This is a genomic window from Methylobacterium sp. AC315, from assembly GCF_979253755.1.
In genome coordinates this window covers 1-20,431 of sequence record NZ_CEEDEA010000042.1, presented here as the reverse complement: position 1 = coordinate 20,431, position 20,431 = coordinate 1, and the positions used below count along the sequence as shown (strand labels likewise).

Here is a 20,431-nt window from a genome sequence, read left to right as displayed (position 1 = left end):
TCCGCGCCTTCATCGCCGACGCGATCCTGCCCGCCGCCGCCGCGGTGGCGGCCGAGCGGGCGGCGAGCCGCGCGCCCTCGCCCACCATGGAGCGGCTGAAGGGCCAGGCGCGGGCCGAGGGCCTGTGGAACCTGTTCCTGCCGCCCTCCCCCGAGCATGACACGGACGCCTACCGCGGCGCCGGCCTGACCAACCTCGATTACGCGCTCTGCGCCGAGGCGATGGGTCGGGTCGGCATCGCGTCGGAATGCTTCAACTGCGCGGCGCCCGACACCGGCAACATGGAGGTGCTGCACCGCTACGGCAGCCCGGCCCAGAAGGAGACGTGGCTGCGGCCGCTGATGGCCGGGGAGATCCGGTCGGCGTTCCTGATGACCGAGCCCGACGTCGCCTCCTCGGACGCCACCAACATCGAGACCGCGATCCGCCGCGACGGCGACCACTACGTCATCGACGGACGCAAATGGTGGTCCACCGGGGTCGGCGACCCGCGCTGCAGCCTCGCGATCCTGATGGGCAAGACGGACCCGGACGCGCCCCGCCACCGGCAGCAATCCCAGATCCTCGTGCCCATGGACACGCCCGGCCTGCGGGTCGCGCGCCTGCTGCCGGTCTTCGGCTACGAGGACGCGCCCAAGGGACACGGCGAGGTGGTGCTCGAGAACGTGCGCGTCCCGGCCGAGAACCTGATCCTCGGCGAGGGGCGCGGCTTCGAGATCGCGCAGGGGCGGCTCGGGCCGGGGCGCATCCACCATTGCATGCGCACCATCGGGGTCGCCGAGGCGGCGCTCGAGGCCATGGCCCGGCGCCTCGTCTCGCGGGTCGCCTTCGGCAAGCGCATCAGCGAGCAGTCGGTCTGGGAGCAGCGGGTCGCGGAGGCGCGGATCGACATCGAGATGACCCGGCTGCTCTGCCTGAAGGCCGCCGACATGATGGACAAGGTCGGCGCCAAGGGTGCGAAGCTCGAGATCGCCATGATCAAGGTCGCCGCCCCGCGGATCGCCCTCAAGGTGATCGACGACGCGATCCAGGCCCATGGCGGCGCCGGCGTGTCCGAGGATTTCGGACTGGCCAGGATGTACGCCCATATCCGCACCCTGCGGCTGGCCGACGGGCCGGACGAGGTGCACAACCGCTCCATCGCCCGGCTCGAATTCGGGCGCTACACCAACGCCCGGGAGGGTGCATGAGCGGCCCCGACGCCTTCTCCGGCGTGAAGCCGGTCGAGCCGCGCCATCGGATCGACGAGGCCCGGCTGGCCGCCTGGCTCGCAGAACACGTCCGCGACTATGCCGGGCCGCTCACCGTGCAGCAATTCCGCGGCGGCCAGTCGAACCCGACCTACCGGCTGGAGACGCCCGGCCAGGCCTACGTGCTGCGGCGCAAGCCGTTCGGGCCGCTCCTCCCCTCCGCGCACGCGGTGGAGCGTGAGTTCCGGGTGATCGGCGCGCTCTACGGCGAGGGGTTTCCGGTTCCGAGGCCGTTCGCCCTCTGCGAGGACGAAACGATCATCGGCGCCGCCTTCTACGTGATGGAGGCGGTGGGCGGCAGCGTGCACTGGGACGGCACCCTGCCCGGCCTCGACCCCCATGCCCGGCACCGGCACTATGCCGGCATGATCGCGACGCTCGCGCGCCTCCACGCGATCGACCCGGAGGCGGCGGGCCTCGCCGATTACGGCAAGCCCGGCAACTACTTCGCCCGGCAGGTCGATCGCTGGACCCGCCAGTACCGGGCCGCCGAGGACGGCCGGCTCGCGGATGTGGAGCGCCTGATCGCCTGGCTGCCCCGCACCGTGCCCGAGCAGCAGGGCACGGCCATCGTCCACGGCGATTACCGCCTCGACAACCTGATCTTCTCGCCCGACGGCGGCGTCAGCGCGGTGCTCGACTGGGAGCTGTCGACCCTCGGCGATCCGCTCGCCGATTTCAGCTACCTGCTGATGCATTGGGCTTTGCCGGCGGACGGGCGCAGCGGCCTCGGCGGCCTCGACCTGCCGGCGCTGGGCATCCCGACCCGGGAGGAGGCGGTGGCGCTCTACTGCCGGGCCGCGGACCGGGCGGCCCTGCCCGACCTCGACTGGTACTTCGCCTACAACCTGTTCCGGCTGGTCGGCATCCTCCAGGGCGTGGCCGCGCGCGCCAAGGCCGGCAACGCCGCGAGCGAGCACGCCGCCGCCATGGCGGCGCGGGTGCCGGCTCTGGCCGCCGCGGCCTGGGCGTTCGCCGAGCGCGCGGGGGCCTGAGATGGATCTCGCCGGTCGCGTCGTCGCCGTCACCGGGGCCGCCCGGGGCATCGGCCGTGCGCTCGCCGAGGCCGCCCACGCGCGGGGCGCCTGCGTCGTCGCCCTGGACCGGGACGGCGCCGGGGCCCAGGCCGTCGCCGCCCGGCTCGGCGGCCGCGCCTGCGCGCTCGACGTGGCCGATCCCGATGCCGTGGCCGAGTCCATCGCGCGGATCGAGGCCGAGACCGGGCCGATCGCGCTGTACTGCTCCAATGCCGGCATCCTGGAGCGCGACCCGGATCCCGGGCTCGCGACCTCGGCCGATCCGGCGAGCTGGGAGCGCGCCTGGTCGGTGAACGTGATGGGCCACGTCCACGCGGCGCGGGTCCTGGTCCCGCTCTGGCTCGCCCGGGGCGAGGGGGCGTTCCTCGGCACCGTCTCGGCGGCCGGATTGCTGAGCCAGATCGGCAGCGCGACCTACTCGGCGACCAAGCACGCCGCCCTCGCCTTTCTGGAGCACCTCGCCATCGCGCATGCGGGAGACGGCATCCGGATCGCCGCCCTGTGCCCGCAGGGCGTCGACACCGCCATGCTCGGTGCCGCGAGCGCCGCCGCCCGCGACGGCGTGCTCGCGCCCGAAGCCGTGGCCGAGGCGGCCTTCGACGGGCTGGCCGCCGGCCGGTTCCTGATCCTGCCGCACCCGCAGGTCGCGGACTACGCACGCCGCCGGGCGGACGACCCCGAGCGCTGGCTCGCCGGCATGGCGCGCCTGCGCCGGTCGATGCTGGACGCCGGATGACCCCCGACCGGACCCAGGGAGGACGCGCCATGTCCCTGTTCGATCTGACCAACAAGGTCGCGCTGATCACGGGCTCGTCCCGGGGCATCGGCCGGGCGATCGCCCTGCGGATGGCCGAGCACGGCGCGCGGGTGGTGATCTCGTCGCGCAAGCGCGAGGCCTGCAAGGCGGTGGTGGCCGAAATCGAGGCCGCCCACGGCCCGGGCCGCGCGGTGGCGATTCCCGCAAGCATCTCGGTAAAGGCGGAGCTGGAGGATCTGGTCGCCCGGACCGAGGCCCGGTTGGGTCCGGTGGACGTGCTGGTCTGCAACGCCGCCAGCAACCCGTATTACGGGCCGCTCGCCGGCATCTCGGACGCCCAGTTCCGCAAGATCCTGGAGAACAACGTCCTGTCGAACCACTGGCTGATCCAGATGGTCGCCCCCGGGATGGTCGCGCGGCGGGACGGGGCGATCGTCATCGTCTCGTCCATCGGGGCGCTGAAGGGGTCGCCGGTGATCGGCGCCTACAACGTCTCCAAGGCCGCCGACCTTCAGCTCGCCCGCAATTACGCGGTCGAGTACGGCCCGGCCAACGTGCGGGTGAACTGTCTGTGCCCAGGGCTGATTCGCACCGATTTCGCCCGGGCCCTGTGGGAGGATCCCGAGATGCTGGCATCCACCACCGAGGCCGCGCCGCTCCGCCGGATCGGCGAGCCTGACGAGATCGCGGGCGCGGCCGTGTTCCTGGCCTCGCCGGCCGGCCGGTTCGTCACCGGCCAGGCGCTGGTCGTCGACGGCGGCGTGACGATCGCGCGATGACGAGCCCCGATCCCCGCCTTCCCGCCGGCTGGCCGGCCCTCTCCTTCCGCGAGGCGGAAGCGCGCCTCACCGCACCAGGGGCGCCGTTCGCGATCGCCACCCTGCCGATCCGGGGCGTCCCGACCCGGATCTGGACGAGCGCGCCGCCGACGCTGCGCGACCTGTTCCGCATCGCCCGAGGGCACGGGGACCGGACCTTCGTGGCCTACCGGGACGAGCGCGTCACCTTCACCGGCTTCACCCGGGCCGCGACCGCCCTGGCCCACGCCCTGGTGGCCGCCGGGATCGGCAAGGGCGACCGCGTCGCCATCGCGCTGCGCAATCTGCCGGAATGGCCGGTCTGCTATTACGGTGCCCTGCTGGCCGGGGCGATCGCGACGCCGCTGAACGCGTGGTGGACCGGGCCGGAGCTCGCCTACGCGCTCCGGCATTCCGGCGCCCGGGTGCTGATCGCCGACGGCGCCCGGTTCGAGCGGATCGCCCCCCACCGCACGGAATGCCCGGCCCTGGAGCGGGTTTTCGTCACGCGGATGGAGCCCGACGACCGAATGACGCCACTCTCCGCGGTGATCGGCCCGGTGGCGGACTGGGCCGCTCTGCCCGAGCGGGCCCCGCCCGACATCGCCCTCGACCCGGAGGACGACGCGACCCTGTTCTACACCTCGGGCACCACCGGCCGGCCCAAGGGTGCGGTCGGCACCCACCGGGCTGCGGCCACCACCGTGATGGCCTACCCCTATTCGGCGTCGCGCAGTGCGCTGCGCCGGGGCGAGACGCCGCCGAAGCCCGATCCGTCCGCACCGCAGCGGGCCTCGCTGCTGGTGATCCCGCTGTTCCACGTCACCGGCTGCCACGCGAGCCTCGGGGCGGCGCTCTACGGCGGCCACCGCCTGGTGATGATGCATCGCTGGGACGCCCATGAGGCCCTCGACCTCATCGACCGGGAGGGCTGCACCGGAGCCGGCGGCGTCCCGACCATCGCTTGGCAGCTCGCGACAGCCGCCCGGGAGGCGGGCCGGCCGCTGCCGAGCCTCGAATCGGTGACCTATGGCGGCGCGCCCGCGGCCGGCGACCTGGTGCGCGCGCTCGGCGAGGCGTTCCCGAAGGCGGCCCCCGCCACCGGCTGGGGCATGACCGAGACCTCGGCGACCTTCACCCACCACCAGGCCGAGGACTATCTCGCCCATCCCGAATCCTGCGGCCCGCCCCTGCCGGTCTGCGAGGTGCGGATCCTCGATCCGCTCGGGCAGGACCTGCCGCCCGGCAGCGTCGGGGAGCTGTGCGTGAAGGGCCCCAACGTGGTCCGCGGCTACTGGGACGACCCGGACGCCACCGCCGAAATCCTGTCCGACGGCTGGCTGCGCACCGGCGATCTCGCGCGCGCCGACGACGAGGGGTTCCTGACCATCGTCGACCGGATCAAGGACATGCTGATCCGCGGCGGCGAGAACATCTATTGCTGCGAGGTCGAGAACGTCCTCTACGCGCATCCGGACGTGATCGACGCGGTGGTGCTGGCGGTGCCCCACCCGACGCTGGGCGAGGAGCCCGGCGCGATCGTGGCCCTGGCCGAGGGGGCCCGGACCGGACCCGAGGAGATCCGGGCCTTCGCGGCCGAGCGGCTCGCGGCGTTCAAGGTTCCGGTGCGCGTGGTGGTCTGGGACGGGCTCCTGCCCCGCAACCCCGCCGGCAAGATCCTGCGGGCGCCCCTGCGGTCGGTGTTCGCGGTCGGATCAGCTCAGAACGGCTCGCCCTCGTCGTCCGGCCGGTAGACGCGCAGCGACCGGCCGTCCGGGAACTCCACCGTGCGGCGGCGTACCACCATGTAGCCGGCGGCCTCCGCGGCACGCAGGCGCTCCAGCCGCTCGTCGGCATAGCCGGGGCCGTAATTGTAGGCCCGATAGCGCGGATAGCCGTCCGGCAGCGGCGGCGGTGGGGGCGGTGCGACCGCGACCATCCGGTGCGGACGCATGGGCCGGGCCGCCGCTGCGGCGACACGCGACCGGTGCGCCGTCGTGGCGCCCCGCGTCGTAGCGACCCGCTTGGCCTCCGGGGCGGGGCGGCGCGTCGCGACGCGCTTCTGAGTTGGCCGTGCGGCGACCGCCTTGCGGGCCGGTGCCGCGGCAGCAGGAGTCGATGCGGGCGGCGGGTCGGCTTTCTGAGCCTCGGCCGGGCTCGCGGCCGGGGCCGCCTTGCGGGCTGGCGGGTCGGTCCAGCCCGAGGCCGGCTCGGCGCGCGCGCCGGTCGCGCCCAGGGCGAGGGCGAGGACGAGCGCGGCGAGACTCGTTCGTGCACCGTACGGCATGGTGCCCTCCTGAGATCGCGGTGTTTCGGATCGGTCCGCTGGGCCGCACGACAATAGAGCGAACCGTCGCGCAGGGGAATTCCGCAGCATCATTTCGACGGCGATCCCCCAGGACATTTTTAGATCAGTGAATCGTTCCCGATGATCCGAGCTGCGAAGCTGGAGATCGGCTGGCTTGAGAGGAGCGCGTGCCCGTTGCTTCAAACCGGTGTCCGGCTCGGCTGGACGGGCCTGCCGCGGCGCGAGCCCTTGAACCGAACCGCGGGCTCCGTACCCGTCGCGTCGGCGATCCCGCGCAGCGTCTCCACGGTGGAGCTCGAAGGCCCCGATTGCCATCGCGGGTCCCGGCCCGATCCGTTCCCATCGTCTCAGCCCGTTGCGTCTGCGACGGCGGGGACGGCGTTTTGCGCGGAACTCGCCGCCCCCGCCGTGGTTGCACCGCCATGTCCACCCCCGCCGATGCGTCCTCCGGCTCACCACCCGGCCTGCGGGTGTGCGTCGATCTCAACCTCTGCCAGGCCTACGCCCAGTGCTGTTACGCGGCGCCGCGGCACTTCCGCATCGAGGGACACGAGGCGCTGTTCTACGATCCCGCCCCGGCCGCGCAGGACCGCGCCGACATCGAGCGGGCGCGCGTCGCCTGCCCGGTCCAGGCGATCCGGGTCGAGGATCCGGGGCAGGCTGCCTGAGATGGCGTCGGGATCGACCACCGAGCGCGCGATCGTGGTGGGCGCCGGCCTGGCGGCTTTGCGCGGCGCCGAGGCGATGCGGGAGGCCGGGTTCGCCGGTCCGCTGACCATCGTCGGCGCCGAGCCGTACCGGCCCTATGACCGTCCGCCATTCTCGAAGCACGTTCTCACCGGCGAGACCGGACCGGACGCGACCGCCCTGCCGAGCAGCCTCGGCGCGGATGTGGAATGGCGTCTCGGAAGCCCGGCCGAGCGCCTCGACCGGGGGGCGCGCACCCTCCACCTCGCGGACGGGCGCGCCCTGCCCTACGACCGCTTGCTGATCGCCACCGGCACCCGCGCCCGGGCGTGGCCCAACCCCCATGAGGGCCGGCTGGCCGGCGTCTTCACCCTGCGCGGGCGGGACGATGCCGCCGCCCTGCGGACCGCGCTGGCCGCGGCTCCCCGCCGGGTGTTGGTGATCGGCGGCGGCTTCATCGGCTGCGAGGTCGCCAGCGTGTGCCGGCAGCTCGGCCTGCCGGTGACCTTGGTCGAGCCCGGGCCGACGCCCCTGGCCCGCGTCCTCGGAGGCACGGTCGGGGCGTTCATCGGGGCGATCCACGAGGGGCGGGGCGTCGATCTGCGCTGCGGCAGCGAGGTCGAGTGGCTCGAAGAGGCGGACGGCCGGTTCGTGCGCGCACACCTCACGGACGGCACCCGCATCGACGCGGACGTCGCGGTGATCGCCCTCGGGGCCGTCCGCAACACCGAATGGCTCGACGGCTCCGGCCTGTCGGCGGATCCGGGCGGCGTCGATTGCGACGCGGCGGGCTACGTCCTCGACACCGACGGGGCGGCCGACCCGCGCATCGCCGCCGCCGGCGACGTGGCCCGGTTCCCCCATCCGCTCTACGGCGGGCGGCGCGTGGCGCTGGAGCATTGGAGCCAGGCGGTGGCGCAGGGCATCCATGCCGGGCGGCTGCTGGCCGGGGCGAAGCCCGAGGGCCCCTACGGCGCGTTGCCGACCTTCTGGTCCGCGCAGGGCAACGTGGTGGTCAAGTCCGTCGGGCTGACCGAGGGCGCGGACGCCCTGGCGATCACCCATGGCGAGCCCGGCACCGGCCGCTTCCTCGCCGTCTACGGACGGGCGGGGCGGTGCATCGCGGCCGTCTCGGTGGACAGCGCCCGCTGGTTGCCGGCCCATGCCGAGCGGGTCGCCGCCGGCGCGCCGTTCCCGCCGGACGGGACCGCCGCCGATCGCCCGGCGAAAGGGATCACCCTCCTCACCCCCGGCTTTCCCTGACCGCTCCGGCGCCCCGCCCGGGATCCCGGGCGGCGCGCCGAGGTTTCGATTTGGATCGGCCCGGACGTCTCCGTCCGGACGATGCGCAACTTGGACACCGCATGCCCGACGCCACCCTCCTCGATCAGGTCAAGGATTTCGCCAACCGCGCGGACCCCTATCCGATCTACGCCAAGCTGCGGGAGCATCCGGTCTCGCGCCAGGACGACGGGACCGAGGAAGGGACCTGGGTGGCCGCGACCCACGGCGCCATCTCGAGCTTGCTGCACGACCCGCGGGTCAGCTCCGAGACCCTGCCCCCGGCCGACCGGCCGCGCACCGGCAACCCCCTCACCGACCTCATCGTCAAGCCGCTCAAGGACTGGATGATGGACCGGCACCGGGTCTTCATCTTCCGCGACCCGCCGGACCACGACGTCCTGCGGGCGTCCGTGATGCACCAGTTCTCCCGTGCGCGCGTCCAGGCGATGCGGGCCCGCTCCGACCGGCTGGTGGCCGACCTGCTGAACGAGAAGTGCGGCGCCCGGGAGATCGACGCGGTCGACGACCTCGCCTACCCGCTGCCGGTGACTGTGATATGCGAGTTGTTCGGCGTCCCCCGGGAAGACGAGCCGAAGTTCCACGGCTGGGCGACCCAGCTCGCCACTGCCCTCGAGCCGGACAGCCTGTCGGATCGGGAGATCCGCGATGCGAACAGCCGGACCTTCGACGCGATCGGCGGCTACATGGCCGACCTGATCAAGGAGAAGCGCCGCCATCCGCAGGACGACATGCTCTCGGGGCTCGCCAACGAGGCGACGCCGGAGGGCGCCAAGATGGGCGATTACGACCTGATCGCCACCTCGATCCTGATGCTGGTGGCAGGCCACGAGACCACCGTGAACCTCATCACCAACGGGCTGCTGACCCTGCTGCGCCACCCCGACGAGCTGGAGCGCCTGCGGCAGGATCCCGGCCGCGCCCCGCGCCTCATCGAGGAACTGCTGCGCTACGAGCCGCCCGTGCAGTTCCGGACCCGAAAGACGCTGTCGGCCATCGACATCGCCGGCGTCACGATCCCCGAGGGCGCCGACCTCGTCCTGCTGCTCGCCTCCGGCAACCGCGACGGCGCCGTCTTCCCGGATCCCGATCGCTTCGATCCCGACCGCGCCGGCATCCGCCACCTCGGCTTCGGCGGCAGCCTCCATTACTGCGTCGGCGCCCCGCTCGCCCGGTTCGAGGCCGAGGCGGCGCTCACCGCCCTGGCGAGCCGGCTCAAGGCCCCCCGGCTGATCGAAAACCCGCCGCCCTACCGCTCCGGGGCCGCCCTGCGCGGGCCTGAACATCTCCGGGTGGCGATCGACGGGATTCTTTGATTTTCTCTGGTGCGGGCTACCGATCGAAGCCGGGTTGCGCGTCGTCCCCTCAGGACGAAGCGCGGGTTCTCCTCTCCCCGCAAGCGGCGCGAGGAGAGCACCTCTTCATCGCGCCGGAGCGGAAGCTTAGGCCACCCTCTCAGGCGGCTTTGACCGCGGCGAGGAACGTGGTCACCTCCTGTCCCAGCCCGGAGGCGTAGCGCGCCAGATCCTGCGCGGCGCTCAGCACCTGGCTGGCGGCGGCGCCGGTCTCGCCGGCGGCTTCCCGGACCTCGGCGATGTCGGCGCTGACGGCCTGCGTCCCCTGCGCGGCCTGGGTGACGTTGCGCACGATCTCGCTCGTGGCGGCGCCCTGCTCCTCCATGGCGGCGGCCACGCTCAGGGCGACCGTGCGCATGGCATCGATCGTACCCCCGATCGTCCGGATCGACTCGACGGCGTGCCGGGTCTCGCTTTGGATCGCGGCGATCTGATGGGCGATCGTGTCGGTGGCCTTGGCGGTTTGGGCCGCCAGGGCCTTCACCTCGCCGGCCACGACGGCGAAGCCTTTGCCGGCCTCCCCGGCCCGGGCGGCCTCGATGGTGGCGTTGAGCGCCAGCAGGTTGGTCTGTCCGGCGATGCCGGCGATCAGGCCCATCACCTCGCTGATCTGGTCCGTGCCCCGGGACAGGACCTGCATCAGGTCGTTCGTGCGGGCGGCGTCGACGCTGGCCTGGTCGGCCATCGTGGAGGACTGGGCGACGCGGGACGCGATCTCCTGGATCGAGGCGGACATCTCCTCGCTGGCGGCGGCCACGGTCTCGACGTTGGACGACGTCTGCTCCGAGGCGGCCGCGACACGCCCGGACTGGTCGGTGGTGCGGGCGGCCGTGCGGGTCATCTCCCGGGCGGTGGCCTCCATCTCCACGGCGGCCGCCGACAGGCTCTGGGTCAGCGCGCCGACATGGGCGTCGAACCGGCCGGTGAGTTCGTCGAGGGCCTGGGCGCGGCGCATCTTGGCGGCGTTCTCGGCGGCGGCGACGGTCTCGGCGTCCCGCTTGGCGATCAGCGCGTCCTTGAAGACCTGTACGGCCCGGGCCATCGCGCCGACCTCGTCGCCTCGCCGCTGGTCCGCCACCGGCACCACGAGGTCGCCGCCGGCGAGCCCCCGCATCGCCGCGGTCAGGCGCACGATCGGCCGCGACAGGCCGTTGCCGATGAGTACGAGCAGGGCGAGCACGGGAAGCACCAGGCCGGCGGACCAGAGGGCATTGGTCAGCGCGCGGTGGCGTACGGCCGCGTAGACGTCGTCGCGATAGAGCCCGGCGGCGACGACCCAGCCCCAGGGCTTGAACATCTGGACGCTGGCGACCTTCTCGACCGGCTCGCTCCCGCCCGCACGCGGCTTCATGTAGTCGACGAAGCCGGCACCGTCGCGCTTGGCGACGTCCACCATCTCGGCGAAGTAGCGTTTCCCGCCTGGGACGTCGGTCTGCTCCAGAACCACCTTGCCGACGTTCTTGGCGTTGAACGCGTTGGCGATCAGCCGTCCGTCGGTATCCAGGACGAAGAAATAGTCGGCGTTGCCGAAGCGCAGGGCGCTCACCGCGTCGAGGGCGGCCTTCTGGGCCTGATCGAGCGGCATCCGGCCGGCGGAGGCCAGTGCCTCGTAATGGGCGAGCAGGCTCTGGGCGACGTCGCCGAGGTTTCTGGTCATCAACGCCCGGTCCTCGAGCGCCGAGGAGCGGGTGTCGACGTAGTTCAACCCACTGAGGGCGCCGACCGCCGCCAGCACCAGGGCCATCACCGCCGCCAGCTTGTGGCGCAGCGTGACGTTCGAGAGGCTCCACCGGGGCACAGCGTGGCCCTCGGACGAGCGGTCGGTCTGCGAGCGTATCATTGAGGCACCGGAAACGGGACGGGCGAAGGCCGTCGAGGGCTGCCGGTGCCGGGGGGCGGCACCGCCCACGGCGGCCCGGACCCCACGGCACCGTTCCGGGGCGAAGGTGTGTCACGGGATTGGTAAAGATTCGGTCCACACCGGGTATCGACAGCGTATTGGATACGCTTTCCGGTCTCGATAAGTCTCTGGACACATATTCGATGGCCACATCGCGCGACGAGCGCGGGGGATCAAGAGGTTTCCAAGAAAAAACTACGAACCTCTTCGCGGAACAACTGCCGCGCCGGCGGGATTGTGTGGCCTAAGCGTCGATCCGATAGTGAATCGGCTTGAAGCTTCCGTTGTTCGATTGCAGCGCCGAGCAGGCTGTCAATCCGATGATCAGGTCGGTCTCGGCGGTGAACACGATCCGGTCGCCCGCCCGGCTCAGCGGCGGCTCGACCGTGAGCGCCCCGGTCGTTCCATCGATCGGCACGTTCATGAAGCAGTTGAACGCCACCGGGATCGCGTCGGGTGCGATGCCGTAGGGGGCGAGTGCCGCGGCGAGGTTGCCGAAGCAGCCCCGGTGCGGGTCCGTGTCGCCGTAGATGATCCGGAACGTGTCGGCCGAGCACGGCGTCAGCAGGAAGTCGTGGCGGCCGACCGTGTCCTCGACGATGCGCAGCAGCACGTTCGAGCGGTTCGAGTAGAGCGGGTCGCCGGTGGTCAGGTAGATCCGGCTGGCATAGTCGAGGGTCCGCCCGGACGAGATCACCTCACCCGTGTCGTGGCGGTTGTAGGCGACCAGATCGGCCACCTGCTCCCCGCGCGGGTCGATCACCGTCAGCCGCTGGCCGCGGTCCAGGGTGAAGGCGACGCCTGAGCGCGGCTCGATCTGCTGCACATCCGCCCGGTCCATGGTGTCTTTGCTCCCGCTCCGCTCCGGCCGGCAACGCGGCAGGCGCCGCCGCGATCCAGCGGCGCCTCAGGCGCCGCTGGTCGGGAAGGTGAGGTCGCGCGGGGAAGCCAGCGGATGCCAATCGTCTACGACCGGTGTGGCGGGCGCCGCCGGACGGCCCTGCATCGGGCAGCGCCACTCGTCGCCGACCACGCGGCCGCTGTACTGGCGCGCCTCCGAGGACTCCCCGTGACGCGCCAGCATCGGATTGAGGCTGCCGGCCAGGGCCTCGTCGCGCTCCAGGATCGAGGCGCGGAGCTTCTCGTAGCGGCCCTCGGCCCGCAGCCGCTCGAACTGGGCGTGCAGGTTGAACACCAGAACCGGCGAGGAGAACCGCCGCGCCGGCCGGCTCGCGTTCGGATGCAGGCCGACCACGAAGAACGCCTCGCCGCCGAAGCTCAACGAGAAGTGCGGGTTGTCCGGATCGTCCGCTACCCGGGCGTCGTGGGGCTGGCCGAGCCAGGCATCCTTGTCGGTCAGGGATTGCGCCCGCGCCCAGAGATTCTGCTCGAACGCTTCCTCTGACAGGTCGCCCGGCCCCTCGAACACCACCGCGAAGCTCTGGAACAGGTCGGGAGCCTCCCGGTAGCGCGCCACGAAGGCGAGCAGAGCCGGGTAGATGCGCATGTCGTCCCAGCCCGAGGTGATGTCCCGGGCCACGACGATCTTCATGCGCCCGCGCGACAGCGCCGACTTGGCGCCGACGCAGGGGAACGGGGGATTTCGAATGAAGTCGCGGAAGGCCTGGGCACGCGGATGCTCTTGGTCGTCGCGGGGAAACTGCATGCGCTCCGTAGCCCGTATCTGCGCAGGTCCGCCCCGGAGGGGGCAACCGCTGGTCGGGACTCGGGCAACTGCGGTTTCAGGTCACTGTTCCCGCCTGCGACAGGTCGTCCGGGGAGAAGGTGAATCGAAAGCCGTCACGCGAAGGATCGAGGACGGTGTTCGAAAGAACTGTCGCAATGTTCGCCTACGGCACAAACATAGATTAAGGTCGGATAGACTCGCTCCACCCCCGCGCGAATGTTGTGGGACTCGTGGCGTGACTTCTCCGCATGGTCTGGCGGCCCGATCCAGATCGGGGCCCGTCTGGCTCGTCTTTCCCATCCTCGCCCGCGTCCTGAGGCGACGGACCGAGACTCGGATGGCTCACGCCTGAGGATCTGGGGGCGGGTTGGAGGGGCGCTGATCGAGAGCGGGCGCGTGCCTGTCGGACGCCGTGCATGTCGGGCAAGCCGACCCGTCTCCGCGGGAGAGCCGGGTCGGCATGGCGTTTTCAGGCAGGCCGCCGAAGTCGCCCCGGGTTCGGCGGCGCGCTGCGGCTCCGGACGCGGTTGGTCCTAATGGTCGTGGTTGCAGCCCGGACCGTGCACGTGCCCCGGATGCGCATGGTCATGCGTCCCGGCCTGGTCGTGCGCGTGAGGGTCGTGATCAGGGCCATGGCCGTGCCCCTGATCATGCGCGTGCCCGTGATCATGCGCATGTGCGTGATCGTCGGCGTGCGCCGCGTGGGTGTGCCCGTCGGTGTGCCCGTGGGCGTGTTCGTGGGCGTGTTCGTGGTCATGCCCGTGGTCGTGATGGTCATGCCCGTGATCGTGCCCGCAGGTGCTGTGGTCGTGCGCGGCATGCTCGGGCCGGAACGGACGCGAGACCGGGCTCGCGGTGCAGCCCTGCCCGCGCACCAGCTCGGCATTGGCCGGCGAGGCCGGGACGTAGAGCACGTCCGCGGCGATCTCGGCGGGGACGTGGTTGCCGCCGAGCTGCCAGGCCAGCCGGGTCAGCCGGGCCGGGTTCCCGGCGCGCACCTCCAGCAGCGCCTCCGCGGCGGCCCGCACCGCGACGAGGCGGCCGTCCTCCAGGCGCAGGGCGTCGCCGTCCTCCAGCGCCGCCGCCTTGGCGAGCGCCACCTCGAACCCGAGGCCGCCCTCCGCGACGAGGGATCCGGAGGCCGCCGCCCGGCCCGCGTGGTCGAGGCTCACCGTGTCGACGACGCGGTCGGGGCGAACCGCGGCCCGGCGGACGATCGTGGTGGCTCTCGACATGGGACCCTCGGGGATGGCGCCGCGGCGCCCCGGCCGGAGCGCCGCCTCAGGCCGGTGGCATAGGGCGAGACGGGAAGCGGGCGCAACTCCGGCCGCCGCCGGTGGGAGGCGCCGGCGCGGCATTCGGGACCCGCGCGCGATCGACGGCTCCGGGCAGGGAACCTTAGCCGTAGGGAGCGCATTGCTTTACTGCTAAGCTCACCGCGATCCGCCACGACGACGGCCGGACCGGATGCACAAGGGAGATCAGGGGACCATGAAGAAGCTGACCGCAGCCGCCCTCGCCACCATCGCAGCCCTGTCGCTGGGCGCCTGCAACACGCCGGAGGACCGGGCTCTCGGCGGTGCCGGCCTCGGCGCGCTCACCGGCGCGGCCATCGGCGCTGCCGCCACGGGCCGCGCTGGCGGCGCCCTGGCGGGTGCCGCGATCGGCGGCGCCGGCGGCGCCATCGTGGGCGCCTCCACGGCGCCGCGCTGCCCCTACGGCACCTACCGGGACGCCTACGGCAACATCTACTGCCGCTAAAGCCGGGGGGCCGGGCGCGTCCCGGCCCTTCCGCACCGCCCGAGGAGCGGTTATCCCGGCCTTGGCCGGGGCGTCCCCGGTGCCGGACCTGAAGCCGCCGACCATGACCGCATCGCGTCCGCGTTTCCCCTCGGGAACGCCCAGTCCATGAGCCAGGGGGCCAAGCTCCAGGGCCCCTGGGGCAAGCTCGGCGGTGCCGGGCTCGGCCTCGCCGTGGGCGGTCCGCTCGGGGCGCTGATCGGCGGCGTCGCGGGCCACTTCCTGGTCGACCGGATCGGCGCGCCGTTCGGCCCGACGCCGCGCGACGTGGTGTTCACCACCGGACTTGTGGCGCTGGCGGCCAAGATGGCCAAGTCCGACGGCGTCGTGCTGCCCTCCGAGGTCGAGGCGTTCGGCCGGGTCGTCCGCGTCGACGAATCCGCGCGGTCCGGCGTCGAGCGGCTGTTCGACCTGGCCAAGAAGACCACGAACGGCTTCGAAGCCTACGCGCGTCAGCTCGCGACGACCTTCGGTGACGAGCCGGCCCTTCTCGAGGACGTGCTCGACGGCCTGTTCCAGATCGCGGGCGCCGACGGCGCGCTGCACGAGGCCGAGGAGCGCTACCTGCGCGCCGTCTCGGAGATCTTCGGTTTCGACGATGCCGCCTTCCGGCGGATCGCGGCCCGGCACGTGCGGCTGCCGGACGATCCCTACGCGGTCCTCGGCCTCGACTCGGAGGCCGACGAGGCCACCGTCAAGGCCCGTCACCGGGCGCTGGTCGCCGAGCATCATCCCGACCGCGCGCTGGCCCGGGGCCTGCCCGCCGAGGCCGTGACCATCGCGACCCGGCGGCTCGCCGCCATCAACGCCGCCTACGACCGGATCGTGCAGGAGCGCGGAGCGCGGTGAGCCTCGATCCGGACAGCCCCCTCGCCCGCCGCGTGGCGCCCTCGCCGAACCACGGCGAGCGCCGCGGAGCGAAGCCCGACATGCTGCTCCTGCACTATACCGGCATGGCGGGCGGCGCCGCCGCGCTGGCGCGGCTGCGGGACCCGCTGAGCGAGGTCTCGGCCCACTACCTCGTGTTCGAGGATGGCGGCATCGTCCAGATGGTGCCGGAGGCTCGGCGCGCCTGGCACGCGGGCCGGGGTGCCTGGAAGGGCGTGACCGACCTGAATTCCCGCTCGGTCGGGATCGAGATCGTTCATCCGGGCCATGCCGGCGGGCTGCCGCCCTACCCGGACGTGCAGATCGACGCCGTGATCGCTCTGGCCCTTGACATCCTGGGGCGCTGGCCGATCCCGCCGGAGCGGGTGCTCGGCCATTCCGACATCGCCCCGGAGCGCAAGGAGGATCCGGGCGAGACCTTTCCCTGGGATCGCCTCGCGGTGGCCGGCATCGGCCACCGGGTGCCGCCGGCCCGCCTCCGGGATGGGCGGTTCTTCGCGCAGGGCGATGCCGGCCAGCCCGTGGAGGCGCTGCAGGCGATGTTCGCCCTCTATGGCTACGACGTGGCGGTAACCGGGACGTTCGATGCGCGCACGCATGCGGTCGTCACGGCCTTCCAGCGCCATTTCCGCCAGGAGCGCGTGGACGGCGTGGCCGACGCCTCGACCATCACCACCCTGCGCGACCTGATCGCCGCGCTACCAGCCTAGCACGGGGAAATCCCGGGCTTCCAAAGGGCTCGGCCCTTTGGCGCGGTGTCGGGGCGGAGCCCCGATGAACCAGGGCCCCGCCCTGGACCCGCACAAGGTCCCGGACCTTTTGAAACCAGGACTTCAGGCCCGATGGGCCGGCGCCTCGTGGCCGTGGGCCGGGCCGGAGACCGCCGGGGCCGGCGCGTCGGTGCGGGTGCGCCACAGGCTGTAGAGCACGCCGATCGTCAGCAGCGACAGGGTCACCACCAGGGACACCCACGGCTGGACGTGGATCAGCCCGAACGTGTCGGCGATGACGATCTTGGCGCCGATGAAGATCAGGATGAAGGCGAGCGCGGTCTTGAGATAGGCGAACCGGTCGACCATCGCGGCGAGGGCGAAGTAGAGGGCGCGCAGTCCCAGGATCGCGAAGATGTTGGAGGTGTAGACCACGAACGTGTCGGTGGTGATCGCGAAGATCGCCGGCACGCTGTCGACCGCGAAGATCACGTCGGCGCCGTTGACCAGCACCAGCGCCAGGGCGAGCGGGGTGAACCACAGGGCCTTCTTGCCGGTGGCCGGGTCGGGCCGGCGCACCGCGAAGTGCTGGCCGTGCAGCTCGGGCGTGACCCGGAAGGTCTTCTTGATCCAGCGCACGATGGCGCTGTTCTGGAAGTCGCCCTCTTCCTCGGGGCCCGAGAACAGGATCTTGAGGCCGGCGAAGATCAGGAAGGCGGCAAACAGCGACAGCACCCAGTGGACCTGGTGCACCAGCGCCGCGCCGAGCCCGATCATCAGGCCGCGCAACAGCACGGCGGCCAGGATGCCCCAGAGCAGGACCCGGTGCTGGGCGGCGCGCGGGATGCCGAGGGCGGCCAGGATCATGGCGATGACGAAGACGTTGTCCATCGACAGCGACTTCTCGACCACGAGGCCGGTGACGTATTCCTCGCCCGCCTGCGGACCGAGATACCACCAGATCCAGCCGCCGAAGGCGAGCCCGAGCGCGAGGTAGAAGCCGGTCAGCAGCAGGCTCTCGCGGACCCCGATCTCGTGGTCCTTGTCCCGGTGCAGCAGCCCGAGATCGAAGGCGAGCAGACAGGCGATCAGGACGTGGAAGCCGAGCCACATCCACAACGGCTTGCCGAGCCATTCGACGGTTAGAACGTCCATCATGTGCGGGACCTGATGCTGATTCCGGAAGGAAAGCATCGGCTCCGACATCACGGGCGCTGAAAAGCGCCCGCCAGAGGGGCCCGCAGCCGATAGGGGCGAGTTAAGCGGGCGAACCGGGCGAATCAAGGGCACGGTGGCGGCGTGCAGGTGACTCGCGCGTCGGACCGCGTCCGCGGCCGGTGCTCAGGCCTCCCCGGACAGCTTCATCAGCACCAGGCCCGAGACGATCAGCGCCGCCGCGGCGATCCGCAACGGGCTCGCGCTCTCGCCGAGCATCAGGATGCCGAGCAGGAAGGCGCCCACCGCCCCGATGCCGGTCCAGACCGTGTAGGCGGTGCCCAGCGGCAGGCTGCGCATCGCGAAGGCCAGCAGGACGAAGCTGCCGAGCGCGGCCGCCACCGTCACGGCGCTCGGGATAGGCTGGGTGAAGCCGTCCGAGCGCTTCATCGCGTAGGCCCAGACCACCTCCAGCAGGCCGGCCGCGAGCAGGATCAGCCAAGCCAAGGTCGTGTCCTCATGTCGGGGTGTCGGCGGCCGGCGCTGCGCCGGGCTTTGCCGCGGGACGTTCACCGAGCGGGCGCTCCTCCATGTAGGCGAGGAACCCGAGGGCCGCCACCAGGCCGACGCAGGCGGCCAGGAACACGGAGCGGAAGGTCTCGGCCAGATGCGCGGGATCGCCGCCGCGGATCAGGCTCTCCACGTCGTGCCCGGTCCCGGCGGCCCCCCCGAGCACGATCGTCCCGAAGGCGGCCACGATCAGGGCGCCGCCGAGCGAGCGGAAGAAGTTCATCGCTGCCGTGGCGATGCCGAGCTGGTGCGGCTCCACGGCGTTCTGGATCGCGATGGTGGAGAGCGGCAGGATCGTCCCGATCCCCATGGAGAGCAGCGCCAGCATCACCTCCATCAGCCAGAACGGCAGCGCCCGCCCCTCCAGGGCGATGATGGCGCAGCAGGCGATGCTGACGCTCATCATGGCCAGCGGCACGCGCTTGTAGTGCCGGAACAGCAGCATCGACCGGCCCGACAGCGTCGCCCCGGTGACGGTGCCGACCATCAGGGGCACCAGGGCCACGCCGGATTCGCTGGCGGTGAGCCCGAGCACGCCTTCGAGGAAGATCGGCACGTAGATGGTCAGGCCGATGAAGGTGCCCATGGCAAAGCAGGCCGACAGCGTGGCGCTGTAGACCACCCGGTCCTTCAGCACCTGCGTGGGGATCAGCGGCTCGGCTGCCGTGGCGAGCCGGGCCGCGAAGCCGCACCCGAGCACGGCCGCAACGGCGAGCAGGCCGAGCACCGGCGCGGAGCCCCAAGGGTAGCGCACGCCGCCCCAGCTCAGGGCCAGCATCAGGGTGGTCGAGCTCAGCACCAGCAGGATGGCGCCGGGATAATCCAGCGTGTGGCGGCGCTCGTTGCGCGGCAGCAGCTTCAGCTTGGCGTTGGTCAGCGCGAAGGCGAGGAAGCCGATCGGCAGGTTGATCCAGAAGATCAGCGACCAGTGCAGGTGCTGGGCGAAGAAGCCCCCGAGCAGGGGCCCCGCCACCGAGGCCGCCACGAACACGCCCGCGATCACCACCTGGTAGCGCGCCCGCTCCTTGGGTGCCATGATGTCGGCCAGGATGGTCTGCGACAGGGCGATCAGCCCGCCGCCGCCGATGCCCTGGAGGCCCCGGGCCAGCGCCAGGGTCACCATGGTGGGCGCCACCGCGCAGGCGAGCGACCCGAGCACGAAGGTCGCGATGGCGATCAGCAGCATGATCCGCCGGCCGTGGATGTCGGAGAGCTTGCCGTAGAGCGGCGTGACCGCCGTGGAGGCGAGCAGGTAGGCGGTGACGATCCAGGGCAGGTTGGCGGCGTCGCCGAGATCGAGCCCGATGGTCGGCATCGCGGTCGCCACGATGGTCTGATCGAGGGCCGCGAGCAGCATCGCGGTCATCAGGCCGAAGACGATCGACCGGATCTCGAGCGGGCTGAGGCGGGCTTTCGAGGGCACGGCGGGGGCCGGCGTGGACGGATCGGTCGCGGTGACGGCGGTGGAGAGCGTCACGGGCGGGAAGCCTCTTCTGGGTTTGCGCCGGATCGGCAGGCTGGACGGGAACGAGGCTGCAGCATCACGGTTGCGCGCAGAGGACGGCATTAACGTCGGGCCGCGCCGGATCCTACGCGTTCCGCGGTCGTCTGCCGTGTGCGTGACACGGGGTGAATTGCCCGCAGGCGGTGCCCCACGGATAATGTGCGGATGGCCGACATCATCTACCGGGCCGCGCGGGCGACGGACGCGCAGACCATCGCTGCGATCCACGTAGCGAGTTGGCGCGATGCCTATCGGTCGATCCTCGATCCCGCGTTTCTGGCCGAGCCTGTCGAGGAGGATCGCCTTTCGCACTGGCTCGGAAAGCTCGACACGCCGGCCTTGAATTTCATGGTCGAGATCGCCTCGACGTCCGATGAAGGACTTGTCGGCTTCGTAGCGACGCATCGTGATCTTGATCGGCGATGGGGCAGCTTGGTCGATAACCTGCACGTCCGTCCAGAGATGCGGGGCAGGAAGATCGGGGAGGCACTGCTGCGCTCGGCTGCGCGAAAGCTCGCCGCCCAGCAGGCGGGAAATGGCCTGTACCTATGGGTTTTCGAGGCCAATGAGGCTGCGCTTCGCTTCTATGAGCGTATGGGCGGCCAGGTTGTCGAACAAGCCATCTCGCAGATCCCGGCCGCGAACGGCAGGACAATTCTGCGGGTCCATTGGCCGACACTGTCGGATTTGTGTTAGAATCTGTTGCTCGATCTTTCCCATCCTC

20 protein-coding genes are annotated in these 20,431 nt (G+C 71.7%); 12 read left to right on the top strand and 8 right to left on the bottom strand.

The window, feature by feature from the left end:
- From AC0IY0_RS28145 to AC0IY0_RS28125, 5 genes are all read left to right on the top strand, one after another.
- On the top strand, nt 1–1,190 hold a 1,190-nt coding region (locus tag AC0IY0_RS28145; protein WP_471766352.1), incomplete at its 5' end, for an acyl-CoA dehydrogenase family protein.
- Nucleotides 1,187–2,245 (top strand): phosphotransferase family protein, encoded by a 1,059-nt coding sequence (locus tag AC0IY0_RS28140; protein ID WP_419829702.1) that lies wholly within the window; start codon nt 1,187–1,189, stop codon nt 2,243–2,245. The genes AC0IY0_RS28145 and AC0IY0_RS28140, both read left to right, overlap by 4 nt.
- A 1-nt stretch (nt 2,246) precedes the next feature.
- Nucleotides 2,247–3,023, top strand: coding sequence for an SDR family NAD(P)-dependent oxidoreductase (locus tag AC0IY0_RS28135; protein ID WP_147938948.1), 777 nt, complete (start codon nt 2,247–2,249; stop codon nt 3,021–3,023).
- A 29-nt stretch (nt 3,024–3,052) separates the two neighbouring features.
- Nucleotides 3,053–3,823, top strand: coding sequence for an SDR family NAD(P)-dependent oxidoreductase (locus tag AC0IY0_RS28130; RefSeq protein ID WP_471766350.1), 771 nt, complete (start codon nt 3,053–3,055; stop codon nt 3,821–3,823).
- Nucleotides 3,820–5,595, top strand: a complete 1,776-nt coding sequence (locus AC0IY0_RS28125) for a class I adenylate-forming enzyme family protein (protein ID WP_471766348.1) — start codon at nt 3,820–3,822, stop codon at nt 5,593–5,595. Before AC0IY0_RS28130 ends, AC0IY0_RS28125 begins: the two co-directional genes overlap by 4 nt.
- Here the strand turns inward: AC0IY0_RS28125 and AC0IY0_RS28120 are convergent.
- Nucleotides 5,562–6,128 carry a hypothetical protein gene (locus tag AC0IY0_RS28120; protein ID WP_471766346.1) on the bottom strand — a complete coding sequence of 189 codons (567 nt, stop codon included), beginning with the start codon at nt 6,126–6,128 and terminating at the stop codon, nt 5,562–5,564. The genes AC0IY0_RS28125 and AC0IY0_RS28120 overlap by 34 nt on opposite strands.
- 443 nt (nt 6,129–6,571) lie before the next feature.
- Here AC0IY0_RS28120 and AC0IY0_RS28115 point away from each other — a divergent pair, with 443 nt between their 5' ends.
- The 3 genes from AC0IY0_RS28115 (at nt 6,572) to AC0IY0_RS28105 (ending at nt 9,454) form a co-directional block, all read left to right on the top strand.
- Entirely contained in the window at nt 6,572–6,817 is a 246-nt protein-coding gene (locus AC0IY0_RS28115) for a ferredoxin (RefSeq protein ID WP_147857803.1), read from the top strand.
- Between the two features lies 1 nt (nt 6,818).
- The gene (locus AC0IY0_RS28110; protein ID WP_147910449.1) at nt 6,819–8,099 is read left to right on the top strand and encodes an NAD(P)/FAD-dependent oxidoreductase; all 1,281 of its coding nucleotides are present in this window, start codon (nt 6,819–6,821) and stop codon (nt 8,097–8,099) included.
- Between the two features lie 101 nt (nt 8,100–8,200).
- Nucleotides 8,201–9,454 carry a cytochrome P450 gene (locus AC0IY0_RS28105; protein ID WP_147938943.1) on the top strand — a complete coding sequence of 418 codons (1,254 nt, stop codon included), beginning with the start codon at nt 8,201–8,203 and terminating at the stop codon, nt 9,452–9,454.
- Between the two features lie 139 nt (nt 9,455–9,593).
- Here AC0IY0_RS28105 and AC0IY0_RS28100 read toward each other — a convergent pair whose 3' ends face one another.
- The 4 genes from AC0IY0_RS28100 to AC0IY0_RS28085 form a co-directional block, all read right to left on the bottom strand.
- Nucleotides 9,594–11,291 (bottom strand): methyl-accepting chemotaxis protein, encoded by a 1,698-nt coding sequence (locus AC0IY0_RS28100; RefSeq protein ID WP_471766344.1) that lies wholly within the window; start codon nt 11,289–11,291, stop codon nt 9,594–9,596.
- Nucleotides 11,292–11,637: 346 nt separating this feature from the next.
- Entirely contained in the window at nt 11,638–12,234 is a 597-nt protein-coding gene (locus AC0IY0_RS28095) for a DUF1989 domain-containing protein (RefSeq protein ID WP_147938941.1), read from the bottom strand.
- A 66-nt stretch (nt 12,235–12,300) separates the two neighbouring features.
- Nucleotides 12,301–13,059, bottom strand: coding sequence for a guanitoxin biosynthesis heme-dependent pre-guanitoxin N-hydroxylase GntA (gene gntA / locus AC0IY0_RS28090; RefSeq protein ID WP_147938940.1), 759 nt, complete (start codon nt 13,057–13,059; stop codon nt 12,301–12,303).
- Between the two features lie 554 nt (nt 13,060–13,613).
- A complete protein-coding gene (locus AC0IY0_RS28085; protein ID WP_471766342.1) occupies nt 13,614–14,315 on the bottom strand; it encodes an urease accessory protein UreE in 702 nt (233 codons plus the stop codon).
- A gap of 256 nt (nt 14,316–14,571) precedes the next feature.
- On the opposite strand from AC0IY0_RS28085, the gene AC0IY0_RS28080 reads away from it, so the two are divergent.
- The 3 genes from AC0IY0_RS28080 (at nt 14,572) to AC0IY0_RS28070 (ending at nt 16,478) form a co-directional block, all read left to right on the top strand.
- Nucleotides 14,572–14,841 (top strand): hypothetical protein, encoded by a 270-nt coding sequence (locus AC0IY0_RS28080; RefSeq protein ID WP_007560631.1) that lies wholly within the window; start codon nt 14,572–14,574, stop codon nt 14,839–14,841.
- A gap of 147 nt (nt 14,842–14,988) precedes the next feature.
- On the top strand, nt 14,989–15,729 hold the full coding sequence (locus AC0IY0_RS28075) for a TerB family tellurite resistance protein (protein ID WP_147910813.1): 741 nt from the start codon (nt 14,989–14,991) through the stop codon (nt 15,727–15,729).
- Nucleotides 15,726–16,478, top strand: a complete 753-nt coding sequence (locus tag AC0IY0_RS28070) for an N-acetylmuramoyl-L-alanine amidase (RefSeq protein WP_471766340.1) — start codon at nt 15,726–15,728, stop codon at nt 16,476–16,478. The genes AC0IY0_RS28075 and AC0IY0_RS28070 overlap by 4 nt, the downstream gene beginning before the upstream one ends.
- Before the next feature lie 123 nt (nt 16,479–16,601).
- Here AC0IY0_RS28070 and AC0IY0_RS28065 read toward each other — a convergent pair whose 3' ends face one another.
- The 3 genes from AC0IY0_RS28065 to AC0IY0_RS28055 all read right to left on the bottom strand — a co-directional run bounded on the left by AC0IY0_RS28065 (nt 16,602) and on the right by AC0IY0_RS28055 (nt 19,569).
- Nucleotides 16,602–17,636: a TerC family protein gene (locus AC0IY0_RS28065; protein ID WP_147910815.1), complete on the bottom strand. Its 1,035-nt coding sequence runs from the start codon at nt 17,634–17,636 to the stop codon at nt 16,602–16,604.
- Between the two features lie 183 nt (nt 17,637–17,819).
- A complete protein-coding gene (sugE, locus tag AC0IY0_RS28060; RefSeq protein ID WP_147910816.1) occupies nt 17,820–18,140 on the bottom strand; it encodes a quaternary ammonium compound efflux SMR transporter SugE in 321 nt (106 codons plus the stop codon).
- 10 nt (nt 18,141–18,150) lie between these two features.
- Nucleotides 18,151–19,569: an MDR family MFS transporter gene (locus tag AC0IY0_RS28055; RefSeq protein WP_246692494.1), complete on the bottom strand. Its 1,419-nt coding sequence runs from the start codon at nt 19,567–19,569 to the stop codon at nt 18,151–18,153.
- 303 nt (nt 19,570–19,872) lie between these two features.
- Here AC0IY0_RS28055 and AC0IY0_RS28050 point away from each other — a divergent pair, with 303 nt between their 5' ends.
- Entirely contained in the window at nt 19,873–20,403 is a 531-nt protein-coding gene (locus AC0IY0_RS28050; RefSeq protein WP_147910817.1) for a GNAT family N-acetyltransferase, read from the top strand.
- Nucleotides 20,404–20,431 lie beyond the last annotated feature (28 nt).

Coding starts and splice junctions, on each gene's coding strand:
- AC0IY0_RS28140 (WP_419829702.1), top strand. CDS start 1,187: ATGAGCGGCCCCGACGCCTTCTCCGGCGTGAAGCCGGTCGAGCCGCGC.
- AC0IY0_RS28135 (WP_147938948.1), top strand. CDS start 2,247: ATGGATCTCGCCGGTCGCGTCGTCGCCGTCACCGGGGCCGCCCGGGGC.
- AC0IY0_RS28130 (WP_471766350.1), top strand. CDS start 3,053: ATGTCCCTGTTCGATCTGACCAACAAGGTCGCGCTGATCACGGGCTCG.
- AC0IY0_RS28125 (WP_471766348.1), top strand. CDS start 3,820: ATGACGAGCCCCGATCCCCGCCTTCCCGCCGGCTGGCCGGCCCTCTCC.
- AC0IY0_RS28120 (WP_471766346.1), bottom strand. CDS start 6,128: ATGCCGTACGGTGCACGAACGAGTCTCGCCGCGCTCGTCCTCGCCCTC.
- AC0IY0_RS28115 (WP_147857803.1), top strand. CDS start 6,572: ATGTCCACCCCCGCCGATGCGTCCTCCGGCTCACCACCCGGCCTGCGG.
- AC0IY0_RS28110 (WP_147910449.1), top strand. CDS start 6,819: ATGGCGTCGGGATCGACCACCGAGCGCGCGATCGTGGTGGGCGCCGGC.
- AC0IY0_RS28105 (WP_147938943.1), top strand. CDS start 8,201: ATGCCCGACGCCACCCTCCTCGATCAGGTCAAGGATTTCGCCAACCGC.
- AC0IY0_RS28095 (WP_147938941.1), bottom strand. CDS start 12,234: ATGGACCGGGCGGATGTGCAGCAGATCGAGCCGCGCTCAGGCGTCGCC.
- gntA (WP_147938940.1), bottom strand. CDS start 13,059: ATGCAGTTTCCCCGCGACGACCAAGAGCATCCGCGTGCCCAGGCCTTC.
- AC0IY0_RS28085 (WP_471766342.1), bottom strand. CDS start 14,315: ATGTCGAGAGCCACCACGATCGTCCGCCGGGCCGCGGTTCGCCCCGAC.
- AC0IY0_RS28080 (WP_007560631.1), top strand. CDS start 14,572: ATGAAGAAGCTGACCGCAGCCGCCCTCGCCACCATCGCAGCCCTGTCG.
- AC0IY0_RS28075 (WP_147910813.1), top strand. CDS start 14,989: ATGAGCCAGGGGGCCAAGCTCCAGGGCCCCTGGGGCAAGCTCGGCGGT.
- AC0IY0_RS28065 (WP_147910815.1), bottom strand. CDS start 17,636: ATGATGGACGTTCTAACCGTCGAATGGCTCGGCAAGCCGTTGTGGATG.
- AC0IY0_RS28055 (WP_246692494.1), bottom strand. CDS start 19,569: ATGACCGCGATGCTGCTCGCGGCCCTCGATCAGACCATCGTGGCGACC.
- AC0IY0_RS28050 (WP_147910817.1), top strand. CDS start 19,873: ATGGCCGACATCATCTACCGGGCCGCGCGGGCGACGGACGCGCAGACC.